Annotated in this window: 18 protein-coding genes and 1 pseudogene; 5 read left to right on the top strand and 14 right to left on the bottom strand. The window is 59.6% G+C overall.

Translation table 11 applies throughout. The features are described 5' to 3' along the window. Window positions 1–44: 44 nt before the first annotated feature. The 10 genes from P0D73_RS30510 to P0D73_RS30465 are packed head-to-tail and all read right to left on the bottom strand — an operon-like array spanning window position 45 to window position 9,423. On the bottom strand, window positions 45–1,091 hold the full coding sequence (locus tag P0D73_RS30510; RefSeq protein WP_408283671.1) for a branched-chain amino acid ABC transporter permease: 1,047 nt from the start codon (window positions 1,089–1,091) through the stop codon (window positions 45–47). Window positions 1,092–1,099: 8 nt separating this feature from the next. Then, complete coding sequence (locus P0D73_RS30505; protein ID WP_408434262.1) at window positions 1,100–1,984, bottom strand: branched-chain amino acid ABC transporter permease; 885 nt, start codon at window positions 1,982–1,984, stop codon at window positions 1,100–1,102. Between the two features lie 14 nt (window positions 1,985–1,998). Further along, complete coding sequence (locus P0D73_RS30500; protein WP_408283676.1) at window positions 1,999–2,769, bottom strand: ABC transporter ATP-binding protein; 771 nt, start codon at window positions 2,767–2,769, stop codon at window positions 1,999–2,001. Next, entirely contained in the window at window positions 2,750–3,520 is a 771-nt protein-coding gene (locus P0D73_RS30495) for an ABC transporter ATP-binding protein (protein WP_408283679.1), read from the bottom strand. The genes P0D73_RS30500 and P0D73_RS30495 overlap by 20 nt, the downstream gene beginning before the upstream one ends. A gap of 47 nt (window positions 3,521–3,567) precedes the next feature. Beyond that, a complete protein-coding gene (locus P0D73_RS30490; protein WP_408283681.1) occupies window positions 3,568–4,257 on the bottom strand; it encodes a DUF2848 domain-containing protein in 690 nt (229 codons plus the stop codon). Between the two features lie 56 nt (window positions 4,258–4,313). Continuing rightward, the gene (locus P0D73_RS30485) at window positions 4,314–5,549 is read right to left on the bottom strand and encodes an ABC transporter substrate-binding protein (RefSeq protein ID WP_408314176.1); all 1,236 of its coding nucleotides are present in this window, start codon (window positions 5,547–5,549) and stop codon (window positions 4,314–4,316) included. 59 nt (window positions 5,550–5,608) lie between these two features. After that, on the bottom strand, window positions 5,609–6,952 hold the full coding sequence (locus tag P0D73_RS30480; protein ID WP_408314178.1) for an amidase: 1,344 nt from the start codon (window positions 6,950–6,952) through the stop codon (window positions 5,609–5,611). 2 nt (window positions 6,953–6,954) lie between these two features. Further along, window positions 6,955–7,341: a cupin domain-containing protein gene (locus tag P0D73_RS30475; protein WP_408180286.1), complete on the bottom strand. Its 387-nt coding sequence runs from the start codon at window positions 7,339–7,341 to the stop codon at window positions 6,955–6,957. A gap of 40 nt (window positions 7,342–7,381) precedes the next feature. Then, a complete protein-coding gene (locus P0D73_RS30470) occupies window positions 7,382–8,860 on the bottom strand; it encodes a 4-hydroxyphenylacetate 3-hydroxylase family protein (protein WP_408180285.1) in 1,479 nt (492 codons plus the stop codon). 32 nt (window positions 8,861–8,892) lie between these two features. After that, window positions 8,893–9,423, bottom strand: coding sequence for a flavin reductase family protein (locus tag P0D73_RS30465; RefSeq protein WP_408180309.1), 531 nt, complete (start codon window positions 9,421–9,423; stop codon window positions 8,893–8,895). A 276-nt stretch (window positions 9,424–9,699) separates the two neighbouring features. Between P0D73_RS30465 and P0D73_RS30460 the strand changes: the two genes are divergently transcribed. After that, the gene (locus tag P0D73_RS30460) at window positions 9,700–10,923 is read left to right on the top strand and encodes an IscS subfamily cysteine desulfurase (protein ID WP_408283989.1); all 1,224 of its coding nucleotides are present in this window, start codon (window positions 9,700–9,702) and stop codon (window positions 10,921–10,923) included. 65 nt (window positions 10,924–10,988) lie between these two features. Here the strand turns inward: P0D73_RS30460 and P0D73_RS30455 are convergent, their stop codons facing one another. Next, window positions 10,989–11,531, bottom strand: coding sequence for a MarR family winged helix-turn-helix transcriptional regulator (locus P0D73_RS30455; protein ID WP_408283691.1), 543 nt, complete (start codon window positions 11,529–11,531; stop codon window positions 10,989–10,991). 123 nt (window positions 11,532–11,654) lie between these two features. Between P0D73_RS30455 and P0D73_RS30450 the strand changes: the two genes are divergently transcribed. Beyond that, a complete protein-coding gene (locus P0D73_RS30450) occupies window positions 11,655–12,239 on the top strand; it encodes a hypothetical protein (RefSeq protein ID WP_408283693.1) in 585 nt (194 codons plus the stop codon). A gap of 171 nt (window positions 12,240–12,410) precedes the next feature. On the opposite strand, the gene P0D73_RS30445 is transcribed toward P0D73_RS30450, so the two are convergent. Continuing rightward, window positions 12,411–13,034: an LOG family protein gene (locus P0D73_RS30445; RefSeq protein ID WP_408283696.1), complete on the bottom strand. Its 624-nt coding sequence runs from the start codon at window positions 13,032–13,034 to the stop codon at window positions 12,411–12,413. Then, window positions 13,010–13,378, bottom strand: coding sequence for an NAD(P)H-dependent oxidoreductase (locus P0D73_RS30440; protein ID WP_408283697.1), 369 nt, complete (start codon window positions 13,376–13,378; stop codon window positions 13,010–13,012). Before P0D73_RS30440 ends, P0D73_RS30445 begins: the two co-directional genes overlap by 25 nt. A 278-nt stretch (window positions 13,379–13,656) precedes the next feature. Here P0D73_RS30440 and pdxR point away from each other — a divergent pair, with 278 nt between their 5' ends. The 3 genes from pdxR to P0D73_RS30425 all read left to right on the top strand — a co-directional run bounded on the left by pdxR (window position 13,657) and on the right by P0D73_RS30425 (window position 16,159). After that, window positions 13,657–15,078: a MocR-like pyridoxine biosynthesis transcription factor PdxR gene (gene pdxR / locus P0D73_RS30435; protein WP_408180280.1), complete on the top strand. Its 1,422-nt coding sequence runs from the start codon at window positions 13,657–13,659 to the stop codon at window positions 15,076–15,078. A gap of 126 nt (window positions 15,079–15,204) precedes the next feature. Further along, window positions 15,205–15,660, top strand: a complete 456-nt coding sequence (locus tag P0D73_RS30430; protein ID WP_132378624.1) for a carboxymuconolactone decarboxylase family protein — start codon at window positions 15,205–15,207, stop codon at window positions 15,658–15,660. 178 nt (window positions 15,661–15,838) lie between these two features. Beyond that, the gene (locus P0D73_RS30425) at window positions 15,839–16,159 is read left to right on the top strand and encodes a DMT family transporter (protein WP_408314185.1); all 321 of its coding nucleotides are present in this window, start codon (window positions 15,839–15,841) and stop codon (window positions 16,157–16,159) included. A 25-nt stretch (window positions 16,160–16,184) separates the two neighbouring features. Here the strand turns inward: P0D73_RS30425 and P0D73_RS30420 are convergent. Next, window positions 16,185–16,469: pseudogene (locus tag P0D73_RS30420) on the bottom strand (polyamine ABC transporter substrate-binding protein); the annotation flags it as partial. Between the last annotated feature and the right edge of the window lie 2 nt (window positions 16,470–16,471).

Here is a 16,471-nt window from a genome sequence, read left to right as displayed (position 1 = left end):
ACATATTGCGCGCCCAGAATTAGCGCTGAATGAGGGAGCCCGGCTTACCCGCCCTGCCCTTCGGCCAGCCCGGCCCGCACCGCTTCGTGCTGAGCCGGACGTTCGAGACCGCGGGCTCGCATGCGCCCGCGCCGCTCCATCCATTGCGCGCATTCCCCGACGATGCCGCGTCTGAACAGCAAGACGCAGGCTACGAACATCACGCCGGTCAGCAAACTGACCGACTCGCCCAACCCCTGAAACCACGCGATCTGCGTCACATCGGCCAGCCAGCCGCCGAACGCCGCCAACCTGGATTCCAGCACGACGACGATCACCGCCCCCACCACCGGACCCAGCCGCGTTCCAAGCCCGCCGATCAGCGTCATCAGAATGACCGTACCGGATAGCGTCCAATGCACATCCGAGAGAGTCGCAAAACCCAGCACCAGCGTCTTCATCGCACCGGCAAGCCCCGCCATTGCCGCTGATAGTACGAACGCGAGAAGCTTGAAGCGGTCCACATCGTAACCAAGGGAAATCGTCCGTGCTTCGTTCTCTCCCAACGCCGTGAGGATTCTGCCAAACGGAGAATGAATGACGCGGCCAAGAAAGAGAAAGACGACCGCCGTAATCGACAGGATCACGAAATACAGTGTTAGATCATTCTCGAGCGGAAGCACGCCGAACAGACGCCCGCGCGGCACACCTTGCAAGCCATCTTCACCGCCCGTAAACGGCGCCTGAACGCAGAAAAAGAACAGCATCTGGGCAAACGCCAGCGTCACCATTGCAAAATAGATTCCCTTGCGCCGAATGGCGAAGAGCCCGAATATCAGTCCGAGCGCCGCGCCCACGCCGGTACCGAAAAGCAGTGCCACTTCCGGCGAGTAGCCGTGATCCCGCATGGCGCTGCCCGCGATGAAGGCGGCCCCGCCGAAGAACGCCGCGTGCCCGAACGACAGCAAGCCGACATAACCGAGCAGCAAATCCAGCGAGCACGCGAACAGGGCGAAACACATCAGCTTCATCAAGAACACCGGGTACGCACCCAGCCACGGAGCGACGGCCAAACAGCCCAATACGAGAGCCCCTACAATCCAGTTTCGCATGATGTGCCTCACTTCGAATTGCCAAAAAGACCGCTTGGGCGCACGAGCAGCACGAGCGCCATGATCACGAATACGACTGTCGCCGACCCTTCCGGATAAAACATCTTGGTCAGCCCTTCGATCAGGCCAAGGCACAGACTGGTAATGACCGACCCCGCGATCGATCCCATCCCGCCAATCACGACGATCGCGAACACGGTGATGATCACGCTCTGGCCCATCAGCGGCGACACCTGCATGACGGGTGCGGCAAGAACGCCGGCCAGCGCGGCAAGTGCCACCCCGCTGCTATAAGTCAACGTAACCATGGCCGGCACATTGACGCCGAATGCCGCCACCAGCTTCGGGTTCTCTGTCGCCGCGCGCAGCAGCGCGCCGAGGTTGGTCCGCTCGATCGTCCACCAGACTCCGGCACACACGAGCAACGACGCCACCACCACCCATCCCCGATACGCGGGCAGCACCATGAAACCGAGCTGCATGCCTTGCATCAACGCTTCGGGCGCGGAATAAGACATGCCCGATGCGCCATAAAAAGACCGGCCCAGCCCTTCTATAATCAGCGTCAGGCCCAACGTGAGCAGCAGACCGTACAGATGATCGAGCTTGTAGATCCGGCGCAGCATGGTCCGCTCGACGAGCGCCCCTAACGCGCCGGCCACGAATGGTGCGGCGATGAGCATCGGCCAATAGCCGAGAGCCAGATAGTTCGTGCCCATCCATGCCAATAGCGCACCGAGCATGAAGAACGCGCCGTGCGTGAAATTGATGACGTTCAGAAGCCCGAAAATGACGGACAAGCCCAGGCTCAAGACGGCATAGAAGCAGCCGTTCATGAGACCGAGGACCAGTTGGCTGGAGAACGCCGTAAGCGGAATACCAAAGATTTCCACGATGATCTTCCTGTTCAAACGTTGAGCAGTTCCTGAAGCACGCCCGTCTTTGCGGCTAGAAGGCTTGCGTCGAATGTTTCGACGATCTGCCCGTGCTCCATCACGTAAAAGCGATCGGCGAGCGGCGCGGCAAACCGGAAGTTCTGTTCGACTAGCAACACCGTAAAGCCGCGCGACTTGAGAAGCGTGATGACCCGCGCGAGCGTCTGGACGATCACGGGCGCGAGCCCCTCCGAGATTTCGTCGAGTAGCAGCAGGTTGGCTCCTGTGCGCAGAATCCGCGCAATCGCCAGCATCTGCTGCTCGCCGCCCGACAGGCGCGTGCCCTGACTCGCTCTGCGTTCCGCGAGGTTTGGAAAAATCTCGTAGATCTCTTCGAGCGACATGCCGGTCGCATTCGACACCGGCAGTCGCGGCGGCAGCAGCAGGTTTTCTTCGCACGACAAGCCCGCGAAGATGCCGCGTTCCTCCGGGCAATAACCTACTCCCAATCGCGCGACACCTTGCGGCGGCATCCCGATCGTTTCCCGGCCGTTCACGCAGATCGAGCCTCGCCGTGCGTCGGTGAGACCCATGATGGATTTGAGCGTCGTGCTGCGCCCGGAGCCATTGCGTCCCAACAACGTGACCACTTCGCCGCGTGCGGCGCGAACCTCGACGCCATGCAGAATGTGCGATTCCCCGTACCACGCATGCAGTCCCTTGATACTCAGAACATCGGCAGGCGCTTCCTGGTTGCCGGACGGTGCCGGACTCTTCAGGCGTTCAGTGTTCAAGCGATCCATTTTCGGTCCCCATGTAGGCTTCCCGTACCCGAGGGTCGGCGGCGACGGCTTCGTATGCGCCTTCCGCCAGGATCTCCCCGCGCTGCAGCACAGTGATCGTGTCCGAGATGCTGGAAATGATTTTCATGTTGTGCTCGACCATCAAAATCGTTCGACCGGTCGATACCTTCTTGATCAGCGCCGTGACTCGATCGACATCCTCATGCCCCATGCCTTGCGTCGGTTCGTCGAGCAACATCAGAACCGGGTCCATCGCGAGCGTCGTGGCAATTTCGAGCGCTCGCTTGTGGCCGTACGACAGCTCAGCGGTTTTGACGTCGGCAAATGCGGCGAGGCCCACTTCATCGAGCAATTCCAGCGCGTGTTTCCTAAGCCGGCCGAGAACCGCGCTACTCATCCAGAAACGGAACGACACGCCGAGCGCGCGTTGCAGTCCGATACACACGTTCTCCACCGGGCTCAGATGCGGAAATACCGCGGAGATCTGGAACGATCGAATCACCCCGCGTCGGGCAATCGACGCAGGCGCCGCGCGCGTGATCTCCTTGCCGTCGAAGAAAATCTGTCCTGATGTCGGCGTCAGAAACTTGGTCAGCAGGTTGAAGCAGGTCGTCTTGCCGGCCCCGTTCGGCCCGATTAGCGCGTGGATCGTGCCGCGCCGGACGCGCAAATCGACGGCGTTGACAGCCGTGAAGCCGTTGAACGACTTGGTGAGGCTGCTGGTTTCAAGAATCAGGTCGGTGTGCACCATACCCGCTCTCCTCGTCCCTTGGACGCGTGCGTTGTAAAAAGACGGCTTCAGCCGACCACGGGGAGCGTCTCGATTGCATAGCTATGGGTCAACGAGCGCCGCAGGATCGGATCTTCGAGTTCGATGTCGAAGCGCTCGGCCGGCCTGATGCCACCGAACGCGGCGAGCGTGCCGCACAACATGGCCGTGCCATCCACGAACCGGCCGTCACGACGCGCAAACTCGTCGAGCAGATCCTGCGGCGAGCGCATGGCTGTCACCTTGCCCTGCTGATACAGCACGCGCTCGCCGTCGATCGTCGCGTAGGAACGCAACACCAGTTCATCCCAATGGCCAGCAACCTCGCTCAGGCGCCAGAGCTTGCGTGAACACGGCTTGCCGCACATCTGCTTCGATACGGTGATGCCGTAGGTTTCCACTTCGCGATCGGTGTGGTCGGATGCGATACCGACGAACGTTTCGCCAGCATCCTTCAACAAAACGAATTCCACTTCGCCGCTGCTCTGCGTGCCTGTCGCCTGGATCTTCGGAGTCGGTTCGAGCCGTTCGGCCGCGACACGGTAAAAGACGGGTGTATAGGCGGGCCGCTTGACGCCCAACTCTTCCAGCTCGCGAATGTGTTTTTCCATAGCGACGGTATCGCGGCCAGTCCAGCCGGCGATGACCAGCGTATCGATCGAGATCGTTCGTACGAACGAACCCTGACAGTCCTCGACCTCAAACGAGATTTCTTTCATCACAGTCTCCTTGTAGGCGTGTGCCCGTTCGGCGCTCCGGCCACACGCGATTCGATTCAGTTGGATTTCGCGGTGACGAGCGGACAACGGCTCGCGCTGAGCGGCGCGAACGCTTCCTGCGCCGGAATGACCTGCTTGATCGTGTAGTAGTCCCACGGCTTTTTTGACTGCTGCGGACTCTTGACCTCGGCCAGATACATGTCGTGGACCATCAGGCCGTCGGCGCGAATCGTGCCGTTCCTGGCGAAGAAATCGTCGACCGGGGTCTTCCTCATTTGCGCCATGACCGTGTCGGCCGCGTCGGTTCCGCTTGCCTTGACGGCTTTCAGGTAGTGCAGTGTCGATGAATAGACGCCTGCCTGGACCAGCGTCGGCATGCGCCCGGTTCTCGCGAAGAAGCGTTGCGACCAGGCGCGGCTCGCGTCGTCACGGTCCCAATAGAAGGGCGTGGTCAGCATCATTCCCTGCGCAGCCTGCAGGCCAAGGCTGTTGATGTCGCTGATGAATAGCTGCAAGCCCGCGATTTTCTGTTTGCCTTGCCCGATCACACCGAACTCGCGTGCCGTCTTGATCGCATTCACGGTATCGCTGCCGGCGTTGGCAAGGCCGATCACCTTTGCTTTCGATGCCTGCGCCTGCAACAGATAGGACGACAGATCCGAAGAGTTGATCGGATGCTTTGCCTTGCCCACAACCTTGCCTCCGGATGCCGTCAGCGCGGCGGTCGCGTCCTTTTCCAGCGACGCGCCGAGCGCATAGTCGACGGTCAGAAAGAACCAGGTGTTGTCGCCGCTGCGCGCCATCGACTTCACGAGGCTCGTGGTGAACGCATACGTGTCGTACGAGTACTGAATCGTGTACGGCGAGCAATCTTCATTGCTGAGCCGCGTGGTTCCGGCGCCGCTTGCAATGGCGATCCGATGCTTTTCCTTCGCCACGTTCGACACCGCCAGCGCGACGGACGACGGCAACAAATCCTCCACCATGTCCACGTGCTGGTTATCGAACCAATCCCGCGCGACCGTGGCGGCCACATCGGTCTTGTTCTGATGATCGGCGCTGATCACTTTGATGGGGACGCCATTGACCTTTCCACCGAAATCCTCCGCCGCCATCTGCGCAGCGACAACGGAGCCTTTTCCACCGATGTCGGAGAAGATGGAAGACATATCGGTGAGCACACCGATTTTCACCACGCCGCCATTGGTCATGACCGGATCGGCGGCATGGGATAGACCGGCGCACAGCATCGCCGCGGCTGGCACCGCGGTAAGTACGAGACGTTTGAACATGGACTCCTCCTTGATTTGAATAGCGAGCGTGGTGCCCGACGGCTGACCAGCACGCGACGTCAGCCGGTTCGACGCAGAATCGCTTCGACACCCGCGCCGATTGCGAGCAGACGCCGGTCGCTCATGTGCCGTCCCATCAACATCACGCCGACGGGCGCGCGGCCCGCCTCGTGACATGGAATGGACAAGGCGCATAGATCGAGCATGTTGGCAATCGACGGATTGCGCAGTAGCAGCCGATTTGTCGATGTATAGACACGCTCGTCGGCAAGCTCCGCGATGCGTGGCGCGATAATGGGCACGGTCGGACACACCACGGCATCGAATGGCTGCAATTCGACATCGGCTTGCCTGCACAGCAGCGAGCGGCGAGCTTTGGTGCGGAGATATTCGGCTGTGCTTTGCTGGCTGCCGAAACGGATGCGGGACAGAACCCGCGGGTCATACTGATTCGCCTGGTTGCAAATCATATTCACGTGCCACGCCCACGCTTCGGCCGCTACCAGTCCGCCGTGCAGCGTCAACTCGGCGAGTGCGTTCCAGCTGTCGAATTCCACTTCTCGCAGAATCGCGCCGGCTGCCGCGAGTCGGGAGAGCGTGCGCTCGAATGCGCTGGCCACGTGCGCGTCCATGTCGTCGAGCACCGGTTTCGCCGGCACGGCGAGGCGCAAGCCACGTACCGAAGATGGCGGCGTTGGCGCGTCCGTTTCGCCTGCCATGACCGAATCGATCGAGGCACAGCACGCGACGCTCGGCGCCATCGATCCGACCGAGTCGTAACTGCACGACAAGGGCACCGCGCCGTCCAGTGGAATACGCGACGCGGTGGGCTTGAAACCGGTCACGCCGCACAAGGCCGCGGGAATCCGGCACGAGCCGCCCGTGTCCGAGCCGATCGCGGCTGCCGCCATGCCGTCCGCCACCGACACCGCCGCACCGGACGACGACCCGCCGGGAATGCGCGCTGTCTCGCGACCGAATGGATTGGCCGGCGTCCCGTAGTGCGGATTGATGCCGAGCCCCGAGTACGCAAACTCCGTCATGTTGGTGCGGCCCACGAATACGGCGCCGGCCGCACGCAACCGGCCAATCGCCACGGCATCGCGCGTGGCTGCGTGCTCAGGCAGAACGCGTGCCCCCGCCCGGGTGATCTCGCCTTGTACATCGAAGAGATCCTTGACCGAAATCGGGATGCCGGCGAGCGGGCCCGCGACGCCGTATCGCCGCAACGCATCGCTCGTCATCGCCTGCGTCGCCGCCGCGGGGCTGATGCCATGCGGGAAGACTCTCGCGCCCTCACCCGCATCGGCCTCGATGCTCTCGACACATGAGGCGAGCAGCGCCTGTGCGTCGAGATGGCGATCGGCGAGCTGAATACGCAGGGCGTCGATGGCGGGCAGCATGATCAGGCCGGATCGAAGTAGTGAATCTCGAGCAGCACGCAGCCCTTTTCCGACTTGAACGGGCCGTGGTAGGCGCCAGGCGGTCGCACCGCATAGGTGTAGCCCTTGAACGGCGTGCCGCCCTGACCGACTTCGTCGTTGCCGACCGTCAGGTCGCCTTCCACCAGAAACACTTCTTCCCAGTAGTCGTGCACAAACGCCTTTTTCGTAAAGAGCCCGGCAGGCAAGCGCAGCAAACGCGTGCGGCTGCCTTTCCTGTTGTCCGTATCCAGCGAGCCGGAAAGAATCAGTTCCTGCGCGCCGGAAGCGGGATCGTAGCCTTCCGGCAATTGCCAGCCCTGCTGCATTTCCAGCGTGTGAAACTCGTCATGAAGTTTGTTGATTGCCATGCTGCTCTCCTGTGTGAGTTGGAATCGGTGCAATGCGAAATCAGGCGGCCTGCAAGGTCGCGAGTTCGGCGCCGAGCGAGTAGCTCGACAACATCTCGTCGACGAGGCCCGTTGCGCGCGGCCAGTCGTACGTGCGGAATGCGTGGCCCTTCGTGACGAACGACGCGCCCGCATAAAACAGTTCGTATTGGTTGTGGCGCGACGCGAACTCGGAGCCGACGGCGTCCCACGCGAGCTTGAAGAACTTGACGCGTTCCTCCGGGCTGCAGACAGGTGACTTCTGGGTCTTTTCTATGATGCGCAGGAGGTCCGGATTCTCGAAGTCGCGAATGCTCGACGGCAGCATGATCATTCCGCCGCCCGCGAGTTCGCGCAGCGTGTTGAGCACCTTCGAATACAGTTGCTGGGTGACGACCTGCGAGCCGTAAAGCATGTTGCGGTCCGGTACGAAGTAGCCGTTTTCCACGTGGCCTTTCGCCTCCATGCCGTAGACCCACGCTTCCACCATCGACGCTTCAGAGGCGAGTTGCCCCAACGTTTCGCGGACCTGCGGGAAGCTGTTGGTCCCGTTGATTTCCGTGATCTTCAGCGCGAGACCGACGAGGAAGCGCAGCTTGACCATCAGGCGTACCTGGCACTGGTAGTTCTGATAGCTGTGGGCGGGCGTCGCGTGGAATTGCTTCGCGCACATCGCCACGTCGCCGGCCACGAAGATGCGCTCCCACGGCACTTTGACATCGTCGAAGTACAGCACCGCGTCGTTTTCGTCGTACCGGCTCGACAAAGGATTGTCGAAAACCGAAGGCGAGTTCTCTTCGTACGATTTGCGCGACATCACCTTCATACCCTTGGCATTCATGGGTATGGCGAATGACAACGCATACATCTCGTCGCCCGGGCGCAGCGGCTGGATGCAACTGCAGAAGACCTCGTTCGCCATGATGGCGCTGGTGGCGAGCATCTTCGCGCCGCGCACGGTGATGCCTTCCGCGTCCTGATCGACGATACCGACGGCCAGATATTTGTCTTCCTGCTCGTGCGCCGCTTTCGCCTGATTGGCTTGTGGATTGACGATCACATAGGTGAGAAAGAGGTCATTGTCGCGTGCGTACTTGTAGTAATCGCGCAAGGCGCCGGCGCGCGCCGGGTCGTACTGCTCGAACACCTCGATGCCCATGTACATGCCCGAGATGCACGAAGCGACGTGATCCGGCGAACGGCCCATGAAGCCGTAATGGAGTTCCGTCCATGCTTCGAGCGCGGCCCGCCGCTCGACCAGTTCGTCATATGAGGTCGGCAGTTGCCAGATCTTGCTGATGCGACGCCCGGTGTCAGGCGACGCGAAGGTCATCTTTTCGACGTTCTCCGGGCGAGCCTGGAAGTCGTACAGATTGGCGTAGCTACGAATGGAATTGCGGAACGCGGGATGCGCCGTCACATCGCCGACGGCTTGACCGTTGATATAGACCTGCCGTCCATCGCGCAGGGAGGCGATATGTTGAGTGCCGTTCTTGATCATGATGTTCTCCAAAAATTGGGGCCGCTATGCGCTCAAGCGGAAGGCTGGTGAGCACCGTTGAGCGTGTGGTACCGGCCGCCGAAGAAGACGAGCGGTCGACCTTCCGACCGGGTTTGATATTTCTTGACGCGACCGACGAAGATGACGTGATCTCCCCCGTCGTACTGCGCATAGGGTTCGCATTCGAAAGTAGCTAGCGAGTTAGGCAGAAGAACCGCATCAGCGCGTTTTTCCGAAACGCCGGCCATGCCTCCCCATTTGTCGCTGTTCGCCTTGGCGAAGCGGTTCGACAAATCCTGCTGGGCTTCCTCGAGCACGTTCACCGCATAGGTGCCGACCGCGCTCAGGTCGGGCAAGCTCAGGTTTCGCCGGTCGACAGAAAACAGAATCAAAGGCGGATCGAGCGAAACAGAGTTGAACGACGCCACGGTGATACCGATAGGCGGCGCATTGTTTCTAGGCGCCGTGATCACGGCCACCCCTGTCGCGAACATCGACAACGCCGTGCGGAACTGACGTTGCGGGTCCGCGTTGTCCTTGGACGTCACAGTGCTTTCACTCATCTCGGCCTCCTTCCGGCGCACCGCCGATCGGGCGATGCTAGAATTCATCACACAAAGCGTTGTTTATTAGCTTTGTTTCTTAGCTTTTATTACATGCTGTTTAATAAAGCTAATCAAGCTATCGTAAACCCCGATGTGAAGTTGGCATGGAAACGACGACCCTACTCGCTGGATGGATGTTGGCCAGGAGTCGCTCGACTCCGCGCTACACTCCGTTCGCTGCAACTGCCGGCATTCACCCGATACGAATCGACCGGGCCTTCTGGAATTGAAACAATGCAAACCAAGCAGTCATCTCGTCCGATTTATATGGACTACAGCGCAACAACGCCGGTTGATCCGAGAGTCGTTGCAGCCATGCTTCCGTTTCTGAACGAGAGCTTCGGCAACCCCGCCTCCCGCAGCCACAGTTACGGCTGGGAAGCGGACGACGCCGTGGAAACGGCTCGCACACAGGTTGCCGAGCTTCTGGGAGCGGACGCGCGTGAAATCGTCTGGATCTCCGGTGCGACCGAAGGCAACAATCTCGCGATCAAGGGCGCCGCCAATTTCTATAAGGGAAAGGGCCGCCACATCGTGACGGTTAAGACCGAACACAAAGCGGTACTGGACACGTGTCGTGAGTTGGAACGACAGGGTTTCGAAGTGACCTACCTGGACGTCCGGCAGGACGGTCTGCTGGATCTGGGCGCGCTAGAGAATGCGATGCGGCCTGACACGGTTCTCGTCTCGATCATGATGGTCAACAACGAAACGGGCGTCGTGCAGCCCATTGCCGAGATCGGCGCCATGTGCCGCGCCAAAGGCATCGTGTTTCATTGCGATGCCGTGCAGGCTGCGGGCAAGATTGCCATTGATGTGAATGCGCTGAATGTGGACCTTCTCACCGTGACGGCTCATAAGGTGTATGGCCCGAAAGGCGTGGGTGCCCTGTATGTGCGCCGCAAGCCGCGCATCCGGATCGAAGCGCAGATGCACGGCGGCGGCCATGAGCGGGGAATGCGCTCGGGAACGCTGCCCACCCATCAGATCGTCGGGATGGGTGAAGCGTTTCGAATCGCAAAGGAAGAGATGGTGTCCGAGAGCCGCCGCGTCGAGGCCTTGCGTAATCGGCTGCTGGCAGGCTTGAAGGAGATGAAAGAGGTCTACGTCAACGGCGACATGATGCACCGCATTCCGCACAACCTGAATGTCAGCTTCAATTTCGTGGAAGGCGAGTCCTTGATCATGGGCATCAAGGGGGTCGCGGTCTCATCGGGATCGGCCTGCACGTCGGCTTCGCTCGAGCCGTCATATGTCTTGCGAGCGCTCGGCCGCAGCGATGAATTGGCACATAGCTCGATCCGCTTCACGCTGGGACGGTTCACCACGGGGGAAGAAGTCGATCAGGTGATCCTGCAGGTGCAGACCACCGTGGCGAAGTTGCGCGCGCTGAGTCCGCTTTGGGACATGCACCTCGACGGGATCGATCTGAGCACGATTCAATGGGCCGCGCATTGAGCGGGTGGCGCGAAGGGTCTCAGTGCCGATTCGCTCCTTTACGCGGGACAGCGGTGGGCGAATCGCTACCGCTTTTCCTGCCGCGCGATCAGGTGCGAAAGATCGAGCGTGGCGCGATCGCCGTTGGCGACCAGCCGATCCACCACCGAACAAAGCACCTTGAACTCGGTTTTGGTCACGCCTTCGAACAGCACGTCGTTGATGTGCTGCTGCTTCGTGGCAAGCTCTTTCAGCAGCCTGGAACCCGCTGTGGTGACGGTCAGCCGCATCTTGCGTTTGTCTTCGGGATGGGAGCGTTTGTCGATCAAGCCCAGTTTTTTGAGCTTGCCGGTTTCGATGGTAATGAACGCTCCGCTCAAATGCAGGTGGTCCGCCAACTGGTTGACCGTGACGACATCGTCGTGCGAAAGCTGGGCGATCGCGATAAGCAACGAATACTGAATTCCCGTGAGGCCGATCAGCGTGCCGAACCCATCCCGAACCGACAGCAAGCGCGCCGCGAAAGGCAGCAACCCATTCACCAGATGCCGAAACTCCGCATCCGAGCCGTCGACCAGACAGGCTGGGTTTGTTACCGTCAGAACAACCTCCTCTTGACTCTTAGCCATAACCTCTCCACTCCGAGTGCCGCGTGCGCTTTTACCTTTGGAAGGTAATTATACTTCAAAGGTGAGCACGCCCTGCCCGGAGCGGTCCTCCCGGCTCCTCTCACTTCGATCTGAGGCTGATCTATGAATACTTCCCTCTCGTCTTCGTCTGTTCGGTCACTGCTTGACTGCTACCTTCGTGCCAAGGATCTGAATCAGCCGGAGTTGATCTCCGAATGCTTCTCGTCCGACGCTGAACTGACCTTTTCGATTGCAACCGACGATATCGATTTTCCCCGTCGCGTGATCGGTGCCCCCGCGATCGCCAAGACGCTGGTGGCCGACTTCGGCGAACGCTTCGACCGATGCCGGACCTACTATGTATGCGCAGAACCGCAGGTGGACGAAGGTCGAGTCTGCTCTATGCCGTGGCTCGTCGTCATGCGGCAGAGGGAAAACGAGTCGCTGCGGATCGGGAAAGGTGTGTATCGGTGGCGCTTCGGAAACGAAACCGGCCACGCGGATCGGATCGTCCAGCTACACATTCATATCGAACGCATGGATGCCGTCTCCGACCCGCAGGCGGGAAAGTTGAACGCGCTGCAAGCGTCCTTGCTTTATCCTTGGCTTCCGCCGGCGGCGCTACGGGATAGGTTGGCAAGCTTCATCGCTACGTCTTCGGACGCTGAGTTCGCCCTTCTATTCCAACAACCCGCCGCGGTCGACTGAGTCGCCTTATCTATTCATCGACGAATTGAACATGGACGTTGGAGTTCGTACGTGAAACGCGTATGCGCACGAACCATGGGCGGTTCGCGTGGGCGCTGGCTGAAGATTGAAGATGTGTGCCGGCCAGGCGATGGCCGACCGCACAGTGCTCCTGGTCGGCCCTAATGGACGTTACAGCCACTTGGGCACGTCGACACGTGCGTAGTTGTGAAGTTTTTCTATCAAGGCGCTTGCGTCTGCATCCACGGAAATCGAATGCCGATGCGCCGCCGGCAGGAATTTCGTGTCGACCATATGGTCGATAAATCCCAGAAATGCTGCGAAGAACCCGGCAGTGTTCAATAGACCCACCGGTTCGTCGATCTCCGAGAGTTGATTCATCGTCCACACCTCCATCAGTTCTTCAATGGTGCCGATGCCTCCTGGCAGGGCGACGAATGCATCAGCAAGCTCGACCATTCGTTCTTTCCGGCTACGCAAGGTCTGCACGATTTCGTGGTGAGTCAGACCCGAATGCGAGTGCCCGCGCTGATGCAGGCTTTGGGTAATAACACCATGTACGTTGCCGCCTGCAGCCAGAGCAGCATCGGCGACAACGCCCATCAGACCTTTTGTCGTTCCGCCATAGACGACGGTTATTCCCGCTTTTCCCAAAGCCCGACCGAGTGCTCGCGCACCGTCAGCGAATTCTTCGCTAGCGCCGTAGTTTGATCCACAAAACACGGCGATGCTTTTGATTGAACGTGTCGACATATCGCGTGTGAACTCCCTTATGGTGACAGCAAAAGATTGCATTCAGATCCAAGGCAAAGCGAAGCAAAGTGCGCTTGCAGCGCTTGATCGGTCTTGCGCGTCGCCTCGGCGACGACTTTCGGTCCCGCGCCTGTTCCTTCGACGGAGAAAAAAGTCAGATCATGCAGCCCGATGGTGCCCAGAATGAGCTTTAGATAGGGAGTCGGAAAATCCAGTTGTCGCGCATGCTCCCCAGAAAACTTTCTGCCCGAGGACACAGCGACAAAAACCGGACGGTCGCGTAGTGTGCCTATTTTTCCGTCCTTGGTCATGTTGAAAGTTCGACGGGCTCGGACCACGTGATCTATCCACGCTGTCAACGCAGAAGGAACGCTCAGGTTGTGCATGGGCGTTCCAATGACCACAACGTCTGAACTCCCCAGCTCCGTCGCTTCGAACTCTGGACGCCCCTAGGCCTCCCACCAGGCGGTGCAACTCTGAAGCACGATACAGGCGACCATTCTACAAACCGCATGGCCGATCAAAAAGGTCCATGAATCGACATATCAACTGAGCCATAATTCCGCAGGCTCGCTCACCGTCGTTTTAGATTGCTTCGAGCGGTCACTCCGGTTCATCATGGCGTAATCCCTTTCCCCTGCTTCCGTAAAGCTGACCAGTCCATATGCCCGTCGCCAAGAGCAGCAGCATCTCGCCGTTGGATCCGACAGCGGCCGCCCCGTTTTATAGACAGATCTACGATCGGTTTCGCGCCGCGATCGCCAGCGGGGTGTTGAAGCCGGGCGATCGAATACCTTCGGCACGTGCGCTGACCAAGGAACTGGGTTTGGCAAGAGGCACTATTGAGGCTGCTTATTCTCTACTAGCGGCAGAGGGATATATCCAGCCGCGTGGTCAGGCTGGAACCATCGTGACGCCCGACCTCAAACCGCGAACGCCCGTTGCCAGTGCGATGCCACGGCCCGATAGCAGCATGGCCGCGCCCAGTTTTCGTCCGGATTCGATCTGGCCGTTCCAGATGGGCTTGCCCGCTCTGGACGCGTTTCCGCGAAAAATCTGGGCACGCCTGGGCGCGCGATGCGTACGTGCCATGCAACCATCGGACATGGTTCACCCGTCTGTATACGGCCTGCCGGAACTGCGTACCGAGATCGCGGCCTATCTTCAGGTTTCGCGCGGCATCAACTGCTCTCCTTCACAGATATTCGTGACGTCGGGATATCGTCATACGATCGAGTTGATTGCTCATGCGCTGCTGAAGGCAGGAGACCGCGTTTGGCTTGAAAATCCTGGCTATCCGCCTACTCGCGAACTGTTGGGAAATATGAATATCACAGCGGTCCCGGTGCCTGTAGACCGGGACGGCATGGTCGTCGCCGACGGACTCAAGCTGGCGCCACGGGCGCGCGCGGCGGTGGTCACGCCTGCACATCAGAGTCCGCTATCCGTGTCTTTATCGTTGCCCCGCCGTCAGGCATTGTTGGACTGGGCCACTCGGAATAACGCATGGATCATCGAGGATGACTACGACGGCGAGTACCGGTATGTCAGCCGTCCTCTACCCGCTTTAAAAAGCCTGGACCGCGATGGACGAGTTCTCTATGCGGGCACGTTCAGCAAGGTACTTCTTCCGAGTATCCGGCTCGCCTATCTTGTCGTGCCGGAAACGCAGGTCGAGCGGTTCGAGCAGATCATTCAGGCTTTTGCGGGCGGTAGTCCGGAACTTACGCAGGCTATCGTCACTGCCTTTATCAAGGAAGGGCACTTCGCACGCCACATCCAGAGGATGCGGAAACTCTATGCCGAGCGTCGGGAGGCAACGGCTGCGGGCCTGGAAAGCGTGCTGGGGAAACACATGCGGATCGATTCGCAACCAGGGGGAATGCACTTGATCTTGCGATTGCAAGGTCGACGCTCGGATCGCCGGCTCGTTGCACGCATGCGGGAAGACCGCCTGTACGCGGAAGCGTTGACGGATTGGACCATCGGCACTGACGGAGCTTCGGCCTTACTTCTCAGCTTCACGAATATCGACACACAGCGCAGCGCCGAAAATCTCGGTAGACGTATTTTGACGCTGATTTAACGGTGGCGGCAACCGTCAAGACAGGCACAATCATGGTCTAGTTGATAAGACGGTTTATGGTTCTTCTACCATAGGCCAAGATGCATCACGATAGAGTCTCTCAATCATCAAACAAAGGGATTCGTCATGAGCCATCGTATCGACTACGCCAAAGCCTCGCCGGAAGGTTACAAGGCCTTCGGAGGCGTGTACGTCACGCTTCAGAAGTCCGGCCTTTCACAAGAACTCGTCGATCTCGTGTATCTACGTGTTTCGCAAATCAATGGCTGCGCATTTTGCATCGATATGCACACCCGCGATCTGCTCAAGCTCGGCGTGACGGTCGACAAGCTCGTACTCGTGCCCGTGTGGCGCGATTCGGGTGAAGTCTTCAGTACCCGCGAACGGGTCGCGCTCGCCTGGGCGGAAACGGTGACGCGTGTGGCCGAAACCCACGTTCCCGACGCCGAGTATGAAGCCGCGGCCGCAGAATTCAGCGACAAGGAACTCGCGGATCTGACCTACGCGATCGGATTGATGAACGCCTTCAATCGATTCGGGATCACGTTCCGTACGCCCCCGGCTGCTGCTTCCAAAGCTTGAGTTCCCCATTAGCGGACGCCTCACGCATGGCAGTGTCTATTCGGTGGCGTTCGCTTCTTCAAGGAGTGGCCGGGGTTAAAGCTTTCCGGCCCACATTTACATCAGTGGATCGAGCCGGATGTGGCTCCCGCTTCGGCGGCAGCCACACCTGGCGATTCAACGAACGGATCTGTCACCCATGTCATGGGCATTACTTAGTATCGCCGGTATTCTTGAGATCGCATTCGCCTTTAGCATGAAGTGGTCTGAAGGTTTCACGCGATTGACACCCGCACTGTTCACGGTCGCCACCGGCCTGTCGAGTGTCTTTCTTCTTTCAATCTCGCTCCGTACGCTGCCAGTGGGGACAGGCTACGCGGTCTGGACCGGCATCGGAGCGGCGGGCACCGCGATACTGGGCATGGTCGTGCTGGGCGACTCCGCTGCGCCGATGAGGGTGCTCTGCATTGTTCTTATTCTCGCAGGCGTTGTCGGACTCAAGTTGGTCTCGGGTAATTGAACGAGCATCCACCGGCCCCTCACACTCAATGAATATTTTTAAGTTGTGACCACAGCCGGTTTTCAAGCCGTAGAATTTCAATCGGCTTCGGCTTCATCAACGTCATCTTCTTGAACACGTCGTCCGGCGGATAGACCGACAGGTCCTGCGCAATGGCAGGCGTGACGAACTTGCGCGCGGGCACATTGGCCGTCGGGTAATACACTTCATTGGTGATTGCCGCGTTCACCTTCGGGTCTTCGATGTAGTTGATCCACTCGAGTGCCGCCTCAGGGTGCGGTGCGTCCTTCGGAATCGCCATCATGTCGAACG

This window comes from Paraburkholderia sp. RL18-101-BIB-B, from assembly GCF_046026985.1.
Lineage (GTDB): Bacteria > Pseudomonadota > Gammaproteobacteria > Burkholderiales > Burkholderiaceae > Paraburkholderia.
This window is presented reverse-complemented; position numbering and strand designations above follow the sequence as displayed.

Coding starts and splice junctions, on each gene's coding strand:
- P0D73_RS30430 (WP_132378624.1), top strand. CDS start 15,205: ATGAGCCATCGTATCGACTACGCCAAAGCCTCGCCGGAAGGTTACAAG.
- P0D73_RS30440 (WP_408283697.1), bottom strand. CDS start 13,378: ATGCACAACCTGAGCGTTCCTTCTGCGTTGACAGCGTGGATAGATCAC.
- P0D73_RS30480 (WP_408314178.1), bottom strand. CDS start 6,952: ATGCTGCCCGCCATCGACGCCCTGCGTATTCAGCTCGCCGATCGCCAT.
- pdxR (WP_408180280.1), top strand. CDS start 13,657: ATGCCCGTCGCCAAGAGCAGCAGCATCTCGCCGTTGGATCCGACAGCG.
- P0D73_RS30450 (WP_408283693.1), top strand. CDS start 11,655: ATGAATACTTCCCTCTCGTCTTCGTCTGTTCGGTCACTGCTTGACTGC.
- P0D73_RS30470 (WP_408180285.1), bottom strand. CDS start 8,860: ATGATCAAGAACGGCACTCAACATATCGCCTCCCTGCGCGATGGACGG.
- P0D73_RS30500 (WP_408283676.1), bottom strand. CDS start 2,769: ATGGATCGCTTGAACACTGAACGCCTGAAGAGTCCGGCACCGTCCGGC.
- P0D73_RS30465 (WP_408180309.1), bottom strand. CDS start 9,423: ATGAGTGAAAGCACTGTGACGTCCAAGGACAACGCGGACCCGCAACGT.
- P0D73_RS30425 (WP_408314185.1), top strand. CDS start 15,839: ATGTCATGGGCATTACTTAGTATCGCCGGTATTCTTGAGATCGCATTC.
- P0D73_RS30455 (WP_408283691.1), bottom strand. CDS start 11,531: ATGGCTAAGAGTCAAGAGGAGGTTGTTCTGACGGTAACAAACCCAGCC.
- P0D73_RS30485 (WP_408314176.1), bottom strand. CDS start 5,549: ATGTTCAAACGTCTCGTACTTACCGCGGTGCCAGCCGCGGCGATGCTG.
- P0D73_RS30445 (WP_408283696.1), bottom strand. CDS start 13,034: ATGCAATCTTTTGCTGTCACCATAAGGGAGTTCACACGCGATATGTCG.
- P0D73_RS30510 (WP_408283671.1), bottom strand. CDS start 1,091: ATGCGAAACTGGATTGTAGGGGCTCTCGTATTGGGCTGTTTGGCCGTC.
- P0D73_RS30495 (WP_408283679.1), bottom strand. CDS start 3,520: ATGGTGCACACCGACCTGATTCTTGAAACCAGCAGCCTCACCAAGTCG.
- P0D73_RS30490 (WP_408283681.1), bottom strand. CDS start 4,257: ATGAAAGAAATCTCGTTTGAGGTCGAGGACTGTCAGGGTTCGTTCGTA.
- P0D73_RS30460 (WP_408283989.1), top strand. CDS start 9,700: ATGCAAACCAAGCAGTCATCTCGTCCGATTTATATGGACTACAGCGCA.
- P0D73_RS30475 (WP_408180286.1), bottom strand. CDS start 7,341: ATGGCAATCAACAAACTTCATGACGAGTTTCACACGCTGGAAATGCAG.